This is a genomic window from Candidatus Eisenbacteria bacterium (assembly GCA_035712145.1).
In the GTDB taxonomy this organism is placed as follows: Bacteria; Eisenbacteria; RBG-16-71-46; order RBG-16-71-46; family RBG-16-71-46; genus DASTBI01.
Genome location: DASTBI010000242.1, coordinates 1 through 18,363, shown reverse-complemented (window position 1 = coordinate 18,363; position 18,363 = coordinate 1). Strand labels below are relative to the sequence as shown.

General features: G+C 68.8%; 10 protein-coding genes. 5 read left to right on the top strand and 5 right to left on the bottom strand.

Annotation, left to right across the window (positions count from 1 at the left end):
* Nucleotides 1-645 (bottom strand): alpha/beta fold hydrolase (locus VFQ05_17005; GenBank protein HET9328469.1); only part of this gene is annotated, 645 nt, incomplete at its 3' end.
* Between the two features lie 340 nt (nt 646-985).
* Between VFQ05_17005 and VFQ05_17000 the strand changes: the two genes are divergently transcribed.
* The 4 genes from VFQ05_17000 to VFQ05_16985 all read left to right on the top strand — a co-directional run bounded on the left by VFQ05_17000 (nt 986) and on the right by VFQ05_16985 (nt 6,018).
* On the top strand, nt 986-1,621 hold the full coding sequence (locus VFQ05_17000; protein ID HET9328468.1) for an Hsp20/alpha crystallin family protein: 636 nt from the start codon (nt 986-988) through the stop codon (nt 1,619-1,621).
* 142 nt (nt 1,622-1,763) lie between these two features.
* Nucleotides 1,764-3,662 (top strand): TonB-dependent receptor, encoded by a 1,899-nt coding sequence (locus VFQ05_16995; protein HET9328467.1) that lies wholly within the window; start codon nt 1,764-1,766, stop codon nt 3,660-3,662.
* A complete protein-coding gene (locus tag VFQ05_16990; protein ID HET9328466.1) occupies nt 3,650-4,219 on the top strand; it encodes a YfiR family protein in 570 nt (189 codons plus the stop codon). Before VFQ05_16995 ends, VFQ05_16990 begins: the two co-directional genes overlap by 13 nt.
* Nucleotides 4,219-6,018: an ATP-binding protein gene (locus VFQ05_16985; GenBank protein ID HET9328465.1), complete on the top strand. Its 1,800-nt coding sequence runs from the start codon at nt 4,219-4,221 to the stop codon at nt 6,016-6,018. Before VFQ05_16990 ends, VFQ05_16985 begins: the two co-directional genes overlap by 1 nt.
* A 240-nt stretch (nt 6,019-6,258) precedes the next feature.
* Here VFQ05_16985 and VFQ05_16980 read toward each other — a convergent pair whose 3' ends face one another.
* From VFQ05_16980 to VFQ05_16970, 3 genes are read right to left on the bottom strand one after another with little or no spacing between them, the layout of a single operon-like run.
* On the bottom strand, nt 6,259-6,798 hold the full coding sequence (locus tag VFQ05_16980) for a hypothetical protein (GenBank protein HET9328464.1): 540 nt from the start codon (nt 6,796-6,798) through the stop codon (nt 6,259-6,261).
* A 59-nt stretch (nt 6,799-6,857) separates the two neighbouring features.
* Nucleotides 6,858-9,419 (bottom strand): S8 family serine peptidase, encoded by a 2,562-nt coding sequence (locus VFQ05_16975; protein ID HET9328463.1) that lies wholly within the window; start codon nt 9,417-9,419, stop codon nt 6,858-6,860.
* Entirely contained in the window at nt 9,416-12,973 is a 3,558-nt protein-coding gene (locus VFQ05_16970; GenBank protein ID HET9328462.1) for a BTAD domain-containing putative transcriptional regulator, read from the bottom strand. Before VFQ05_16970 ends, VFQ05_16975 begins: the two co-directional genes overlap by 4 nt.
* Nucleotides 12,974-13,479: 506 nt before the next feature.
* Between VFQ05_16970 and VFQ05_16965 the strand changes: the two genes are divergently transcribed.
* Entirely contained in the window at nt 13,480-17,040 is a 3,561-nt protein-coding gene (locus VFQ05_16965) for a S8 family serine peptidase (protein ID HET9328461.1), read from the top strand.
* Nucleotides 17,041-17,168: 128 nt separating this feature from the next.
* Here VFQ05_16965 and VFQ05_16960 read toward each other — a convergent pair.
* A partial coding sequence (locus tag VFQ05_16960; GenBank protein HET9328460.1) for an aminotransferase class V-fold PLP-dependent enzyme occupies nt 17,169-18,363 on the bottom strand: 1,195 nt, incomplete at its 5' end.

Genomic DNA, 18,363 nt, shown 5'->3' with positions numbered 1-18,363 from the left:
TTCGAGCGTCTCCCGGCGCCGGAACGTCGCGCCGAAGTGCGCCCGGTACAGCTCGGCCTCCACCGCCACGTCGCCCTTGGCATAGGCGGGGGTCTTCGCAATCTCGCTCATCCTGGCCAAGCACTCGCTGTGGTGGGCCTGCCGATGCTCTCGCGTCCGCAACAGGTCGGCGTGTGACGAGGGTGCGGTGTTCAGCAGGATCAGCTGGCTCACGGAAGCGGGATGCCGCGCCGTGTACTCCATGGCCAGGACGCAGCCCCAGGAGTGGCCGAGTATGGCCATCGCGTCCACGCGGAGGTGGACTCGGAGTCGGTCGAGATCATCGAGTTCCGACGCGATCGTCACGTCCTCGGGCGCCACGCCGTCCGACGACTTCCCGCGTCCGCGCTGGTCGTAGTAAACGAGGCTGAAGCGCCGCGCCAAGTCATCCATCTCGGGAAGCAGGTAGTGGTGGTTGAAATCGGGTCCACCGTGAAGGATGACGAGCGGCGGCCCAGCACCCACTTGCCGGACGTAGAGGCGCGCACCCGGAACCGCGAGGAAGTCCTCGCGCGCCGTCACGATGGACTTCGGAGAGCTGGACATCAGGACGGCGGAAGCGCGGGTGTGGAAGCTGGCTTCCAGCGATCGCGGTTCATAAAGCACTCCTGCCTCACTTCGCGGCCGATCCTAACGGCGTTGGAGACGACCGACCACAGCCGACAACGCCGGTCGACTCGTGCCCCCGAATCGGGCGCGGTCCTTGCTGCGATGCAGTTTCGGGAGCCAGCGACCCTGGCAGGCGTCCGTTCGGTTCGACGAGCCCTTACCGCTATCGGCTTTGGTCTCAAAGCTTTCGGGAGCGCGCACCCAACGGACGGCGTGCAGTCAGGGCGGCGCGGGTGGGCAGAGATTACATGCCCATCACCCGACCTTTTCATAACCGCGTCTGCCTGTCCGGTCGATCGAGCCCATCGGAGAGACCAACGATCACGGAGGAGGAGCCATGAAGAACCGACGTCGGAACGCAGGGAATGGGCAGACCCGTTCGAACCTCGAGCCGGAGCAGCAGCATCCGCAGAATCCGCGCAGGAGCATGGCCCGAGGTACGAGCTCACGGGTCCAGGCGAACCCGCGGCCCAGCACCAGCCCGATGCGGACCTATTCGAGCACACCGCAGACGGCGCTCGATTGGCCGATGGGGCGTGAGCTGATGACCTATCCGCTGGACATGCTGCGCCGCTTCCGCGGCGACGTGGACCGCTTTTTCGAAGATTTTGGCAACGTGCGGTCCGGGGGCCGGCGGTCGATGAACGTCTGGTCGCCGCGCGCCGAGATGTTCGACCGGAACGGGCGCACGGTGGTCCGAGTCGAGCTTCCGGGCCTCGAGCGCGACGACGTCAAGGTCAGCGTCTGGAACGACCGGCTCATCGTCGAAGGCGAGCGTCGCGAAGACGACGAGCAACGCGGCCGCGACTACTACCAGACGGAATGGACGTATGGCCGGTTCTACCGGGAAATTTCGCTGCCCGAGTCCGTCGAAGCCGACGAGGTCACGGCGAGCTTCAAGAACGGCGTGCTCGAGATCGAGCTACCTCAGACGCAGAGCTCGCGACAGCGGCGCCAGATCAACATCTCCTAGGAAGATGGTTCGCGAGAAAGGGCGCCGTCCAATGGCCGGCGCCCTTTCGTGAACCCGTTTCACCCTGCCTTGCGATCGATGTAGACGAGAGAGAGGCCGTTCCAGTGTGTCGACACGCTGCCGTCGAATGGAGAGATTCTCGTTGCCTTGGTCATGGATCAGGACAGGAGTCGTCGTTCTGCTGGCTTGCGGGCCCTGGCGTGCCGCGGGCGGCGATGAGATCCGTCTCGCCGCCAGCGATCTCTCGGAGCTGAGCCTCGAGCAGCTCAACGACCTGCAGGTGACATCGGTCTCGCGGCGGGCCGAGCGGCTCTCCGAAACCGCGGGTTCGGTGTTCGTCCTCACGGCCGAAGACATCCGTCGCTTGGGCGCCAAGACGCTGCCCGAGCTGCTGCGCCTCGTTCCCACCCTCCAGGTCGCGCGCGCGGATGCCAACCAGTACGCGATCAGCGCGCGCGGATTCAACAGCGTGTTCGCCAACAAGATGCTGGTGCTGATCGACGGGCGCACCGTCTACTCGCCGCTGTTCTCGGGAGTCTTCTGGGAAGCCCAAGACCTTCTGATCCAGGACCTCGACCGCATCGAGGTGCTCACCGGGCCCGGGGGCACCTCGTGGGGAACGAACGCGGTCAACGGCATCATCAACATCATCACGCGCGCAGCACCAGAGACTCAGGGCGTCCTGGTCGCCGGCGGCGGCGGATCAGATCTCCAGGTCGGCGAAGCCCGCTATGGCGCGGGCCACCGATCCTTCTACTACCGCGCGTACGGCAAGTACGTGAACCAGGAGCACAGCGACCTCGGAGCGGGCGGCGACGTGATCGATGCCTCGGAGCGCTTCCTCGGCGGCCTGCGCGGCCGCTGGGTCGGCGAGACGAGCACGTACTTCATCGACGCCGGCGGTATTCACAACCAGATCGAGCAGGTGCCCGAAGATCGCATCGTGTCCGGGTATCACGTGCTCGGGCGCTGGATACGAAAGCCGGCCTCGGCGCCGGGATTCCGCGCGCAGGTCTATTACGAGCGCAATGAGCGCGATCAGCCCGGGTCGATCCACGACATGATCGACACGTGGGATGCCGAGTTCCAGCACGAGGCCCGCATTGCGCGCCACGACCTAGTGTGGGGCGCCGGCTACCGCTTCCAGCCCGACCGCGCGGAGGCGCTGGGACCGGCCGTCGCGTTCATCCCCGAGGATCGCGACCTGACCAACTGGCACGTGTTCGCCGAAGATCTGTTCCATGTCGCCGACGAGCTCGATCTCACCGCGGGGATTCGTCTCGAGCACAACGTGTACACCGAGCTCGAGTACCTGCCGACCGTTCGAGCCACGTGGCGCCCGGTGTCACGCCATCTGCTGTGGACCTCGGTCTCCCGGGCGGTCCGCGCGCCGTCGCGCGTCGATCGGGAGCTCTTCTCGCCCGCGGCGCCCCCCCACTTCATCCTCGCGGGAGGTCCGGATTTCCGCTCCGAGCTGGCCAACGTCGCCGAGCTCGGCTACCGCGCCCAGCCTCATCCGGCGCTCGCCTACTCGATGACCGGCTTCTACAGCGTCTACGACCGGCTGCGCTCGCTCGAGCCCTCGGCGGTCGGACCGGTGTTCCTCAACGGGATCGACGCCGTGACGCACGGGGTCGAAGCGTGGGCCAGCTATCGCGTCACCGATCGCGTGCGATTCAGTGCCGGAGGAGTGGCGCAGAACCGTGACATCGACGTCGAGCCTGGAAGCATGGACATCAATGGCCGGCAGACGCTCGGCAACGATCCACACCATTGGTGGATGGCACGCGGATCCTTCGACCTCGGCGATCCCCACGAGATCGATCTCTGGGTGCGGCAAGTGGGCGAGCTGGAACCGTCCGCCGTGCCTGGCTACACCACGGTCGACGGCCGGATCGCAACGCGCTTCCTCGAAAGATTCGAGTTGTCGGTGACCGGATACAACCTCTTCGGGCCCGCGCACGCCGAATGGGGCGCGAACGTTGCGAACCGCGCCGAGTTCGGGCCCAGCTTCTTCGCCCAGCTCCAATGGCGGCTCTGAGTGGATCGGGTCTGCGCGAGAGCCTGCGGCTCGCCGCGGTCGTCCTCGGCGTGCTCGCCGTCATCCATCCGGCGTTCTCCGGCGAGGATCTGGAGCGGAGCGTCAAGGCCGCGTTCATCTCGAAGTTCTCCGGTTACGTGGAATGGCCTGCGTCGGCGGCGCCGGCCGCGGATGCCGCGCTGGTCATCGGCGTGGTCGGTGATGAGGGCCTGGCCGATGAGCTGAAGCGTCTGATCCGTGCGCGTCCGGCCGACGCACGTCCCATGTCCGTGGTCCGGCTCAAGGCGTTCGACGCTCCTCCGGCGCTCCACGTGCTGTTCATCGGCCACTCGGAAGCCGACCGGCTCGGCGCGCTCATCCGCTCGGTTCGCGGCCGTCCGGTGCTCGTGGTGACCGACACCGAGGACGCGCTCGCGCTCGGAAGCATGATCAACTTCGATCTGGTGGACGGCCACGTGCGTTTCCAGGTGGGTCTGGGCGCCGCGCGCAAGGCCGGGCTCACGCTCAGCTCCCGCCTGCTGGCGGTGGCCCACCAGGTCATGACACGGACCCCGTGATGCTGCGCGCGATTCCTTCGTTGCGCATGAAGATCATGCTGATCGTGCTCGTCACGACCCTGGCGGCGCTGCTCTTCGCCGGCATCGTGCTGGTGGCTCACGACGTGCGATCGCATCAGTCGTCCTGGGCCGGCGACCTGCTGCTGCAGGCCGAGGTCGTGGGTCGCACGAGCGCGCCGGCGATCGTGTTCCACGACACGCTCACCGCGCACCAGAGCCTCGCCTTGCTGTCGATCCGGAGGGAGATCCGCGAGGCCGCGGTCTACGATCAGGGTGGCCGTCTCTTCTCCACGTGGGCGCGGCCGGGAGCTCGCGCGACGTTCCCCGACATCGCGGGCGCCGAAGGCTATCGCTTCGACCGCGACCGGCTCGTCCTCTTCAAGGCCGTGCGCGATGCCGACGAGCGCGTGGGCACCGTGTACCTGCTGGCCGATTACGACCGAGCGGGTCGCCTGTCTCACTACCTTCCAGTCCTGGGGTTGGTGCTGCTCGCGAGCCTGCTGGTCGCACTCGGCCTGACCACCCTGCTCGAGTCCGCGGTCACCAGGCCCGTGCTCGCGATCGCCGACGTGGCCCAGCAGGTGAAGACCCGCGGCGACCTGTCGCTGCGCGTGCGCAAGGAGACGCGCGACGAGACCGGACAGCTGGTCGACGCCTTCAACGCGATGCTGGTCGAGGTGAGCGAGGCCCATCAGTCGCTGCTCGACTCGAACCGCCGCAAGGACGAATTCCTCGCGACACTCGCGCACGAGCTCCGCAATCCCCTTGGGCCCATCCGCAACGCCGCGCAGTATCTGCGAATGAAGGGGACGGACCCGGCTTCGAGGCCCAGCCTGGAGCTGATCGACCGCCAGGTTCAGCACATGGTGCGACTGATCGAAGACCTGCTGGACATCTCGCGGATCACTCGCGACGCCCTCGAGCTGCGGCGCTCGGAATTCTCGGTGGGCGAGCTGGTGGGCGACGTGAAGGATGCCACCCAGTTCGCCGTGGACGAGGCCTCGCAGAAGCTGCGCTGGCACGTCGAGCGCGGCGACCTGCGCGTGAATGCCGACCGGGCGCGGCTCGTGCAGGTGGTGTGCAACCTGGTGAACAATGCGATCAAGTACACGCCCCGTGGCGGCGAGATCGATGTCGACGTGAGCTCGCATCGCCGCGAGCTGATGATCACGGTCAAGGACTCCGGCATCGGCATCCCGCCCGACAAGCTGCGCGACATCTTCGAACCCTTCTCCCAGCTCGACCGCTCGCTCGAGAAGACGCGCGGCGGCCTCGGCATCGGGCTCGCGCTCTCGGAGCGGCTCGTGGCCCTCCATGGCGGAACGGTCAGCGCCTCGAGCGAGGGCCCCGGGAAGGGAAGCACGTTCGAGGTGACGATGCCGATCGTCACCGAGGTTCCCGCCACCCCGAGGCAGGACCTCACGAGGCTGATCACGGGAGAGAGCCGCCACATCCTGGTCGCCGACGACAACTTGGACGGCGCGGAGAGCCTGGCGCTGCTGCTCGGGGCCATGGGTCACCGAGTCGAGACCGCGCACGACGGCGTCGAAGCTCTCGAGTCCCTGAAGGGGCAGCGCTACGACGCCGCGATCCTCGACATCGGGATGCCGAGGCTCAATGGCTACGATCTCGCCCGTGAGATTCGCGCGCAGCCCTGGGGACGCGCGATCTATCTCGTGGCGCTCACCGGATGGGGACAGGCCGAGGACAAGCAGCGGGCGATGGATGCCGGCTTCGACCGGCATCTCACCAAGCCGGTGCAGCCCGAGCAGCTCGCGGCCGTGCTGGCCGAGCCCTGATCAGGGCGAGATAAGGCCCCGGGCGGCGCGGCGATGGCAGGCCAACGCTGTCATGGGAATGTCAGAAAACTGCGCCGGCGCAGTTTTGCGTGACGAAGCCTTGACATGCGAGAGCGCACAACCGGCTCTGCCGCTGCGCGGCTGGATGACGGACAACGTCTACCGGCACGGCTCCAAGTTCACGGCGGACGAGATCAGCGCGCGACCGGAGGCAAGCTCAGCACCGCCCCCTGGTTCATTTCAGGAAGTCCCCTGGTAGTAGATGTACCAACGAGGGGCAATGGGCCGAAACACTCGGAATTGGTGTCGAAGCTCCCGAGTGGTCTCGCCGCTCACCAGCTCGCCTGCCGAAGCAAGACTTCGATAAGTCACACCATCGCAGGTGAAAGACTCGACCGGTTGATCGCACCACGCGTAACCTTTCCGGTCGAAGATGTGGGCGGTCGATGCACGGATCAGGATCACGCCGCCCTCACGCTCGATCTTCATCACTCCCAGCCTTCGATAGAGCACTTCGTAACGCTCTCGCCTCCCCTTGGACATGTTGGACGGGAAGGCCGAGTTCAGGTACGGGCCCTGTGAAAGCGTTCCGTCCTGCTGGAACAGCCGGACCAGCTTCTCAAAGTCTGCCTGGTGCCTCACGAAGTGCCGCTCCATCGCTCTATCGGAGCGATGCGCACAACCCGCCACGACGTAGAGCCCGCACGAGAGAAGGAGAAAAAACGGCAAGGAGATGCCCAGCAGCACCCACTTGAGGCGCTTGCCGATGGAACGATTCATACGGCGGTTATCGGAGGCTCGTGAAAGGCTCTTGATCTATGGCTGCCTGAAGACCGAGCTCAGGGCGCGAGGATGACCAACCGGACGAGCTCGCCCTCGGCCGCACGCGCCAGATAGACGCCCGGACGCACCGATTGACCTCGCTGATCCCGCAGCATCCATGAGACGCGGCGCTCGCCGCTCCCGGCCGCGAATGGAAGGCGCGCCACCCGCCGGCCCACGAGATCGAAGATCTCGACCTCTAGACCCGCGCCCTGGCCGGCGATGAACTCGACACGCGTGCCGAGTCGCGCCGGATTCGGTCCCACGCGCAGGGTGCGCGAGGTCTGCGGGCCGGGCCCCACACCGACGGCGTTCCCGGGCACGGTCGCCCCGACGGTCTGACCTTCGATCGTCGACAGAGGCATCGGGCCGCCCTGGTACACGGCGTCGCCTCCGCTGGCGTGGTGGATCAGCCGATAGCTCATCACCCGGCCGCTGCGATTGAGGAATCCGCCTTCGGTGACACGCAGCCACCAGGGCGCCGCCGCCGAAGGAGGCAGCCAGGAATTGGCCGATCCGGAAGGAACTTCGATGCGGTAGGTCCACGCCACGTTGCCCGTGACCGAGGTGCCGTTCACCCAGTCGCTCGACACGGCAGCGGCCGTCCCCGGAAGCGTCCACGCGAGCGCAGGCGGATTGCCGGCCGTCGCTCCGACCTCGATCGTGGCGTCCACGTCCTCGTCATAGGCGTTGTGAGCGATCGTCACCTCGATCGTCGCGGCGCTCGGACCGATCGGACTGACGACGCGACGAGCCGGGGACGAGTAGCGGACTCCGCCTTCGGTCCACGCCACGCGGTACCAGAAAGGAAGCCCGCGCTCGTTCCCCGGCACGCTCCAGGTGCGGGTGTAGGGCTGGCGGTTCGTGAGGTCGGCCAGGCTGCTGTCACCGACACCCGCCACGGCATCGATCACGGCGAAGGCGCCGGGGCTGCCGGCGACGTCCGGCGCGCGCTCGAAGTCGAAGGACGCGACGCGCTCGCGCTGGGTTCGGAGCTCGACCGCGATGTGGGTGTCGGCCGGCTCGAGCGAGAGCCGCGCGATCTGCGAGCGGTCGCGGGTCTCGAGCTCCAGCTTGGCGGCGTAGAGATCGAGCGCTCCGAACCCTCGCGCCGCCTGCCAGCGCGGATCGGATCCGGTGGCGCCGGAGGGGAGCCCCGCCGTACCACGCCACGCGGTCTCGCGCAGCAGCGTCGCGATCGCCGCCGGCGACAGGCTGGGCGCCGTGGAGCGCAGGCAGGCGACGGCGCCGCTCACCATGGCCGCCGACATCGACGTGCCGGTCGCTCGCCGGTATTGCGCCCCATCGGTGGTCTGCGCGCCGTCCGCCGCGAGCACCGCGACGCCGGGCGCCAGCAGGTCGGGCTTCAGCTCATCGCTGGTGGTGCCATCGCCGTCGCTCGCCCGCGGGCCGCGATTGCTGAACGTCGCGAAGACGTCATCGCCGTCCGGACCCGTGCGCTGAGCATCCAGCGCTCCGATCGCCAGCACGCCGTCCCCCGCGGCGGGCGAAGGGACGCGCACCTCGCCATCGTTCCCCATCGAGGCCACCACGACGATGCCGCGCGCCACCGCTTCGGCGGCGAGCCGCGAAGCGATGTCGTTGCCGTCGCTGACATCCGGGCTCGACAGCGACAGGTTGATGACGTCGATGCCCTCGTACCCGGGAACGCCCCAGTTGCGCTGCGCGTTGTGAATGCACCAGTCGATCGCTTCGGGAAGCCCGGTGCCGACGCCGGCATCGTTCAGGACCTTCACGTCCACGAACCGCGCCGCTGGTGCTAAGCCGCGCGCGAACCCCGACGTCCCGCCGCTGCCGAGCACGATCCCTGCGACGTGCGTGCCGTGCGCGGCGGTGACTGCACCCCCGTGATCCGCCGGATTGACGCTGGCGTTTCGTCCGGTGTCGAGCGTGGAATCCGCGGCGAGGAACGATGCGCCGCCGACGAAGCGTCCGCTCACCGATTCGTGTCCGGGCCAGCCGGCCTCGACCGCGTCGTTGATGCCGGTGTCCAGGATCGCGACGACCACGCCTTCACCCCCACCGCCGCCGGCGCCCGACCAGGTCGGGAAGACGCGCTCGGATGCGTCGCGGGCGGCGATCGCGGCGGCGTTGTCGCGAAGCAGCAGGTGCAGGACCGGACTGGCCTCCACCCGCTCGACGCCGGGCAAGGCCGCGGCGGCCTGAGCCTGAGGGAAGCTCGCCACGCTCCGCACCGCCGGAACCGCCTCGATGCGATGCAGCACCGGCATGCCGAGCAGGGTGAGCGACGTGAGATCGGCCTCGGTGATCGGGTGGTCGAAGATCACGTAGACCCCGAAATCGAGCCCGCCGGGTACGCGAGTCACGTCGATCCTCTGGCGCGCCAGAGTGTCCCCTTCTTCGAACGCGAACGCGTACCCGAGCACGTGGACCGTTTCGACGCGATCGTCCACACGATCGCCGTCCTGGTCCCAGATGTAGGGACCGGACCGAGCCGGCGCGGCGAGCGTGATCAGGCCGAGCGACAGCCACGCGAACGCCCAACGCGTGCGCGCAGCCCGCCAGGTCCACCGCGACGTGCCAGAGCGGCGGCTCATGGGGTGGAGACTCCCTCAGGGCGCTTGCGAGGGGCTTGAGTGATTCCCCCAACCCATTCCTTGCCTTGATCTTCCGCCGCCAGCGCCGGGGTCTCCCCCGGCCACTCCTTGCGGCCTTTGCCGGCCATCAGGCGGCGCACCGACTCCTCGGTGTCAGGCATGGGATCGACGCCGAGCTCGGCACGCAGCGTCTCCTTGAGCTTCTCGTATTCGTTGATCGCGGCGCGCCGATTCCCGAGGCGCAGCAGGCACTCGATGACCGCAAGACGCGTGGGCTCGCGGAAGCCATCGAGCTCCGCGGCGCGACGAAACGCGGTGAGCGCGGACTCGTACTCGCCATCGCGCGCCCGCAGGTCGCCGAGATCGGTCAGCGCCTTCTCCAGCCGATCGCGCATGCGGGTCTGCATGGTGTCTGCCCAGTCGACGTAGAGCCCGTCGAGGAACGCGCCCGACGCCAGCTCGATCGCACTCTCCAGCGCCTGACGCCGCTCGGCGCCGCGCATCGCACTCGCCTCGGCCATTCGGCGCTCGAAGTCCCACGCGTCACAGGTCAGCGGGTACTCGGGGTTCAGGCGATAGAAGCCCGCCTCGTGAAGGATCGGCGTCGCCGACTTGGGCAGCACGTGGCGCACGTACGACAGCGTCGGGTGGAAGTTTCGCCGTCCGGCGGCGGCCTGTCGTCCGGGCCAGAAGCTCTCGAGCAGATCGTCGCGGCTGGCGCCGCGAGGATGCAGCGCGAGGTAGATGAGCATCTGGAACGCGCGCTGCGCGCGCCACGCGGCGGCCGGAATGGCGCGGCCGTCGACCTCGAGCCGCGGCCGGCCGAACACCAGCAGACGTGTCACCGATTCGGCGCGCTCGCCGGGTGCCACGCCGCGCGAAAGCCGCGCGCCGATGTGCCGGAGGGCGGCGCGGCAGGCCGGCTGCAGCGCGCGCCGCGCGCGTCCCAGCTTCTCGAGCGCGGTCTGGGCGCGGGCACCGCCGACCTCGGCCAGCACCGCGATCACCGCCTCGCCCACCGCCGACGACGCGCCCGGCAGCAGCTCGAGCAGCGGAGACTCCACCGAATCACCCGCTTCGACCAGCGCTCCCGCAACCAGGTCGGGCTCGATCCCTCGGGCCAGCGCGGCCAGCAACGGCCCCGGCTCTTCGCGGGCCTGCGTGCTCAGGAAGTGCTGGTATCCGCGCTCGCGCGCCAGGTGCAGCGCGCGCTCGAGGTGGCGCTCGGCGTCCTGCGTCTCGCCGAGGGCGAGCCGGGCTTCGCCGAGCCAGTAGTTCACCCGGGTGCGAAGCAGATCGTCCTCCCCCGCATCGACCCGGCCGGCCATCGCCAGCAGCAGGTCGCGCGCGGTCCCCACGCGTCCGGCGCGCAGCTCGCACCACGCCAGCGCCACTTCGAGACGCGGCGCATCGGCTCGCCCCGCGCCGCGCTCGATGGCCTGGCGCAGGAATTCGGCGCCACGCCGGTACTCGCCGCGCGCGCAGAAGATCCGGCCCCGCAGCACCAGCAGATCGGCGGCGATCACCTCCATGCGCAGCTCGGCGTTCAGCTCCTCGGCATGCCGCAAATCGGCGAGCGCGCCTTCGAGATCTCCGCCCTGCGCCAGGATCTGGGCGAGCGCCTGATGGCACACGCATTCCTGAGAGCGGTTGGAGAAGCGCTGCGCGGCGACCAGTCCTTCCTCCGCGGCGCGGCGCGCTTCGGAGAGCTCGCCGAGCTCGGTGAGCAGGGACGCCAGATTGGAGAGATAGAGCGGCGCGCGCGGAGAGTCGGCGCCGCGCACCTGGGCGAGCGCGTAGCGGAATTCGTCCGAGGCTTCGCGGATCCGCCCCTGCGCCGCATAGGCGACCGCCAGGTTGTGGATCGTGGGCACCACCAGCTCCGGCTCGTCGTGGCCTTCGAGCAGCGCCCGCACCTGATCGAGCACACGCACCGCCGCCTGGAACTGCCCGAGATAGAAGTGGGCCCCGGCCTTCATCTGCAGCAGCCGCGCATGCACTTCGATCGGCAGGCCCTGGGACATCGCGAGACCGCGCTCGGCCATGCCGAGCACCTGCTCGTGGCGGCCGCGGAGATTGCCCACCTTGCCGAGACCGAGCAGCGCGCGACATTCGAGCAGGCGCACGTCGGCTTCCGGAGACGGCGCGGCGCGGCAGCGCTCGAGCACGTCCTGGTAGCGGGTCTCGGCCTCGTCCCATGCGCCGAGCGCCTGCTGCGCGTCGGCGAGCGCGATGCCGAGCTCCACGTCCTCGCGCACCAGCTCCGGCGGCAGCTCGCCGAGATAGTGGCGAAGCGCCGCGGCGCGGCCCTGGCGCAAGAGTCCGGGAGCCACGGTGCGCAGCAAGGCCGCGGCCTCCGCCCGCTGGCCGGCCGCCAGGTAGTGGCGCAGCGCGGGCTCGAGGTCCCCGCGCTCCGCCAGCGCCGCGCCGGCCCGCGCTTCGAGCTCGGCCCACGCGGCGCCCTCGGTGCGCGACTCGATCTCGTGGCGGACGAAGCGACGCACGAGCTCGGGCCATTCGAAGGTGGTCCGCTCACCGATGCCGAACGATCGCAGCAATCCCCGGCGCGCGAGGGCCGCCAGCGCGGGCCGCACGTCCGCCTGTTCGGCGACGCGCCGCGCCAGCTCGGCGTCGAAGCGCTCGAACGGCGCGGTGCGCTCGAGCAGATGACGGGTGCCTAGGTCGAGCCGCGCGAACACCTCGGCCGACAGGTAGTCGTGGAGGCCGAGATCCGACGCGCGGAAGTCGGCCAGCACGTCGGCGATCGTGGCATCGGTGGAGCGGCGCAGCGATTCGTGGATGAGATGGACCGCCGTGGGCCAGCCCTGCGAGATGCGCTCGAGCGAGTCCAGCTCGCTGGTGGCCAGCGGCCGGCGATAGACCTCCTCGAACAGGCGCTGCAGATCCTCGCGGCGCAGCCGGAGCTGCTCGGAGTCCATCTCCGCCACCGAGCCCGCGGCGCGCAGCCGCTCGAGCGGAAGCGGCGGCATGGTCCGGGAAGCGATGATCAGCCGCAGGCCCGATGGGAATTGGCGCAGGAGCGTGGCCATGAAAGCCCCGATCGGCGCATGGCCCGCGATCTCCTGGTAGTCGTCGAGGATCACGACCACGCCCGGGGGTCGGAGCGCTGCGAGCTGGTTGGCCAGCGTGCCCGCGAGCATCTCGGCGGAGCGGCCACCCGGCCGCGCCTCCTCCACCGCCTGCTCGAAGGCGCGCCCGAAGCGCGGGTACTCGCGACGGATGCCGGCCAGCAGGCAACGGCAGAACACCACCAGGTCCGCGTCGGACGGCATCAGCGAATACCAGACGACGGGACGGCGCAGCGACCGCACGTAGGCGGCGAGCGTGGTGGTCTTGCCGTAACCGGCGTCGGCGATCACCAGGGTGACGGGCTTCTCCGCGTTGCGGATCAGCGTCTCGAGGAGCTGGGGGCGATCGAGAACGTTGGCGCCCGGATTGGGGCGCACGAGCTTGGTCTCGACCCCGCTGGGGAGGGTCGCGTTGCGGGTGCGGCGCGTGCGCGGAAGCGAAGAGGAAGGCGCCCGCAAAGGCATGGGACCTGCGGCTCCTGGGATAGAGATCGGCGGCCTCGAGCCGCCGGAGATGGCGAACGAAAGGATATCAGAGTCCCACAGCGGCAGGATGCGCAACGGCGCCACCAAAGGGGTCGGCTCGCTGCCCGGGCGGCGCCCTCCTCTTTGTGGACTCGGATCGCGCGCGAGATCCGCACGCTGACCCGAGGTGGGTAGCAGGAGCGGCGCATCGAGGGGTGGAACGCTCATGGGATCCCCGGGGGCCCTGCCCTTCGGTGGTTTCGGTCGGCGCTTCATGGTCGGCCCGCAGGAAGGGTCGACGGGCGGGCTTGAGCAGGACTTGAGTCGGCCTCCCCGGCTCCCAGTCAAGCGGTTCTCAAGCGCCTCGCGAGAGCGTCGTGCCCGAGGGGGACGGCGTTCAGGCCGCCCGAGTCTTCGCCCGCTCCGGCCCTCGCGAAGCAGGCCGTTCGGACTCCCTGCCGTGGAGTCCTGCGCGTGGACTTGAATCAACAGTGGAGGCGTGCTCGATGTCGTTTCCGCGGATGTGGACTCGTGTTCTCGGCCTCGTGGCTTCCTATGCCGCGCTGGCGGTGTCGCCTGCGGGAGCCGGATGGTTGTGGGACCAGGACCAGGACAAGATCGACGACCGGATCCAGGCCGTCGAAGCTCAGGGCCCGGTGGCAGCCCATGCCGGCAACGCGCTTTCGGGAAGGCTGCGCTTCGCGCTGCTCGAGACCACCGCGCCCTACGTCTATGGCGTGTACGTGGGATACGACCACCATCCCACGGACGCCGACGTCGCAGCCCTGCAGGCGCTCGGCGTTCCGGTGCAGGTCCGGTATCGCTACATCGACTACGTGCGCTCGCGCATGACGCTGGCGCAGGCGCGCCAGGTGGCGGCGCTCGCCGGTGTGACCCGGGTCGAGACCATTCCGATCATGTACGCGGTGAACGACGTGGCGACGCGGGCGCTGCGCGCGCGCGAGTCGGGGAACACCCTCTTCCCCAGCGTCTGGAAGCATCTCGGAGCGACCGGCAAAGGCATCGTGGTCGCGATCCTCGACACGGGCGTCAACGACGAAGCCGACCCGACCACCGGCTACCCCGGTCACGAGTCGCTGCGCAACAAGTGGGTCGGCGGCGGCAACTTCTACTCCGGCAATCCGCAGCTCAACACGCCGATCGACGAGAGCATCAATCCGCGGCACGAGCTGGACCCCGAAGCGACCTATCACGGCACCCACGTCGCCGGGACGGCGCTCGGCAGCGGCGGACCGAATGGCATGCTGAACGGCACGGAGCCCGGCTTCAACGCCGGCCTCGCACCCGACGCGCGCCTGGTGGACTGCAAGGCGCTGAGCGACGCGGGCGTGGGGTATGGCTCGGCCGACGCGCTCGAATGGCTCATCTACCACAAGTTCGACACCTGGGGCCTGACCGGCGCCGACGCCGTCTATCGCGGCATCGACGTCGCCAATCTGTCGCTCGGAGGCCTCGACCCCTCGGACGGCAGCGACGCCGACTGCGCGGCGGTCAACGCCGCGCACAAGGCCGGCATCGTGGTGTGCGTCGCCTCGGGCAACGACGGCAACACCAGCTACATGCCCTCGCCGGCCGCGGCCGACTTCGCGCTCACCGTCGGCTCCTTCGCCGACGACAACACCATCACCCGCCTCGACGACTACGTCGCCGACTACAGCAACGAAGGGCCGCGCCTGGCCGACAGCGACGCGGACCATCTCGACGAGATGAAGCCCAACGTGATGGGAAGCGGCACGGGCATCAACTCGGCGCTGGGCGACCCCACCACCGACGGCAACGAGTATCACCACATCAACGGCACCAGCATGGCCACCCCGACGATCGCCGGCGTGGCCGCACTCGTGCTTTCGGCCAATCCCACGCTGTCCACCGACCAGGTGCGCCAGCTGATCATGGACACCGCGGACCATCGCCGCGACCGCGGGCAGCAGCCGCCGTCCGCCGCCGATCCGTTCGGCATCGATCCCAACTACCATCCGTCGTGGGGCTGGGGACAGGTCGACGCCTACGCCGCGGTCAAAGAGGCGCAGAACGCATCCTCCACCCAGATGATTCGCATGCAGGTGATCCCGCAGCGCGGTCCCGATGGCTTCCAAGTGAGCTGGGTGAGCCAGCGCGAGATCGGATTGTCGCGCTGGGAGCTGGACCGCGCACCCGACCAGAGCGGCGTGCCTGGTGCGTGGACGCTCCAACACACGATTCCGGTCGGCTCGCCGAGCGGCCAGATCCACGGGGCGGCCAATCGGCACGATTACGCCTACACCGATCTCGACGCCGGTCTCTCGGCTTCGAGCGACTACTGGTACCGCGTGCGCTGGGTGGACGTGAACGGCGCGTCGCACGCCGAGCCGCCGATGAAAGCTCGGATCATGGACAGCCCGGTGGTGGCGCGCGTCCAATACTCGTGGACGCACAACTACTCGGATGGCGATCTGTACGTGCGCTTCGGGAGCGGGACCAACACCCAGGCGCCCGCGTGGTTCCGTCAGGGCTTGGGCGCGCAGTCCGCCGACTCGGTGAAGATGGGAACGGGATCGCCGTTCCTCGGTACCGCTCAGCACTTCTTCCATGTCGACCTGACCCAGGACGACGTGGTGGGCGGATACCTGCCACCGGGCGCCGCGAATCCGTGGTTCCTGAGCGTCAAGGAGGGCGGGTATCTCAACACCAAGGGTTACGTGAACGCCTTCTCGGTCACCGTGTGGAACGGCGCCAGCTCCACCACCTACACCGCTCCGAATCCCATCACGTCGACCATCGAAGGCCAGGAGACCGTCTTCTGGATTCCGCTCGATCCGATCACCTCGCCCAACCACGCGCCGGTGCTCGCCCCGATCGGGGCGCGCACCGTGGGCGAGGGCCTCACGCTCACGTTCTTCGCCAGCGCGAACGATGCGGACGGACAGCCGCTCACCTACTCCGCGGCCACGCTGCCGCAAGGAGCGACGTTCAATCCCACGACGCGCCAGTTCAGCTGGACACCCAGTTTCGGCGCCATGGGGTCGTACACCGTGCGGTTCTCGGTCCAGGACAACGGGCTGCCGACACCCGCGAGCGACTTCGAGGACGTGCCGATCACGGTGTTCGACCGCAACCCCAATGACAACCTGCCGCCGACGCTCGATCCGCAGACCGATCGCCAGGGCGTGGCGGGTGAAGGCATGAGCTTCCGTCTCACCGGCCACGATCCGGAGGGCGCGGCGCTCACCTTCTCCGCCACCTCCCTCCCCTCGGGCGCATTGCTCGATCCCTCGACGGGCCTGTTCGCATGGACACCGGAAGCCAGCCAGGTCGGCATCCATCAGCTCACGTTCCGCGCCACCGACTCCGGATCGCTGTTCGACGAGGAGTCCGTGTTCCTCGTGGTCTCGGACCGCGGCGCTGCCGCTCCGCCGCCCCAGGCATGCACGGTGGGACAGACCTTCACCCAGTACGGTGTCGTGAATCAGGGCATCGACCCGATCTCGGTGAGCTACAGCTATCAATCGTTCGCGGTCGGCCGCAACGTGGGCAGCGCGGTCGGGCGGCTCTCCTGGTTCGGAGGCTCGACCCGCGACCTGGACTTCACGCTGCTCGACAGCGACTCGAACGCCGTCGGCGGATCGGCCAGCCTCGCGAACCCCGAGGTCATCCACACCGGCGAGCTGACGCCCGGCATTTACATCTGGCGCGTCATGGCGTTCACCAACCCGGATACGTGTCATTACTCGATCACCACCGAGCTGTGCACCTCGCCGATCACCACCGGCGTCCACGAGCCTTCGGGTTTGTCCTTCGCGCTGTCCCCGGCGGCGCCTAATCCATTCCGGACCGCGACCGCGATCGGCTTCTCATTGCCGAAGGCCGGCGACGTGGCCCTGCGCGTCTATGACGTCGCGGGCCGGTTGGTGCGCACCCTCCAGAACGGGGCGCTCGCCGCGGGAAGGCATGTGCGGGTCTGGGACGGGAGGACGAATGCGGGCGCCAGCGCGTCGCCCGGCGTTTACTTCAGCCGGCTCGAGTCCGGCGGCCGGGTGCAGAGCCACCGAGTCGTGATGTTGCGCTAGGTCTCGGGCGAGTCGAGGCCTGGTTCAGAAGGCCGCGGGACTGGCAACCCCGCGGCCTTGCTGTTAAGGAAATGACAGAAAACTGCGCCGGCGCAGTTTTGCTTGACGCGGCCTTTACATGTACGCGATCAGGAGACCAAGTGCCCGCGGACCTGGCGCGCGATGCGCAGCATGGCCTCGAGGCTCTTCTCGACGTCGGCGTCGGTGGTTGCCCACGAGCACACGCTGATCCGCATCGCCGTTTTCCCCTGCCACACCGTGCCACCGCACCAGCAGGTGCCGTCGGCTTTGATGCCGGCGATCACACGCTGCGTGGTCTCGGGGTCGCCGAACGAGACCAGGACCTGGTTGAGGACGACTTCGTTCAGCACCTCGTATCCCGCGCCGCTCAGTACTTCGGCGAAGCGGCGGGCGTGCCGGCAGGTGCGCTCCAGCATCTCGGCGAGCCCCGAGCGTCCCAGCGTGCGCAACGCCGTCCACACCTCCACGCCGCGTGCCCGGCGCGAAAGCTCGGGAGTGTAGTCGGCGGGATGCCGGGTGACGGGCTTGGGCATGTAGCTCGCGGTGATCGACATCGCCGACCGCAGAGACTCGGGATCGCGCACGAACGCGAGTCCGCAGTCGTAGGGAACATTGAGCCACTTGTGCGCGTCGGTCGCCCACGAGTCGGCGTCGGACGCGCCGCGCACCAGGGGGCGAAGCTCCTTGGACGCCGCGGCCCACAATCCGAAGGCGCCGTCCACGTGGACCCAAGCGCCGGCCTGCTTCGCGAGCGGGATCAGCTCGTGCACGGGATCGAACGCGCCGGAGTTCACGTTGCCGATCTGCACGCAGACGATCGCGGGGCCCTGAAGCTTCGGAAACTGGTCCGCGCGCATGCGGCCCTGAGAATCGACGGGCACCACGAGCGCGCTCGCACGCCCGAGCCCGAGCAAACCGAGCGACTTGGTCAGCGTGGGATGGGCTTCCTCGCCCACCACCACCGTGAGCGGCGGCGCGCCGAACAGTCCCTTGGCCTCCACGTCCCAGCCGGCGCGTGCCAGCACCGTGTGACGCGCGGCCGCCAGGCAGGTGAAGTTCGCCATCGTGGCGCCGGTGACGTAGCCGGCGCCGGTCCCCGCAGGAAGCTCCAGCACGTCGAGCAGCCAGCCGAGCGCGATCTGCTCGATGCGTGACGTGGCGGGCACGGATTCCTCGAAACCGGTGTTCTGATCCCACGCCGTGGCCAGCCAGTTGGCGGCGACCGTCGCCGGCAGCGCGCTGCCGATCACGAAACCGAAGTACCGCGGACCGGCCATCGCCATCGTCGCCGGCGAGCCGACC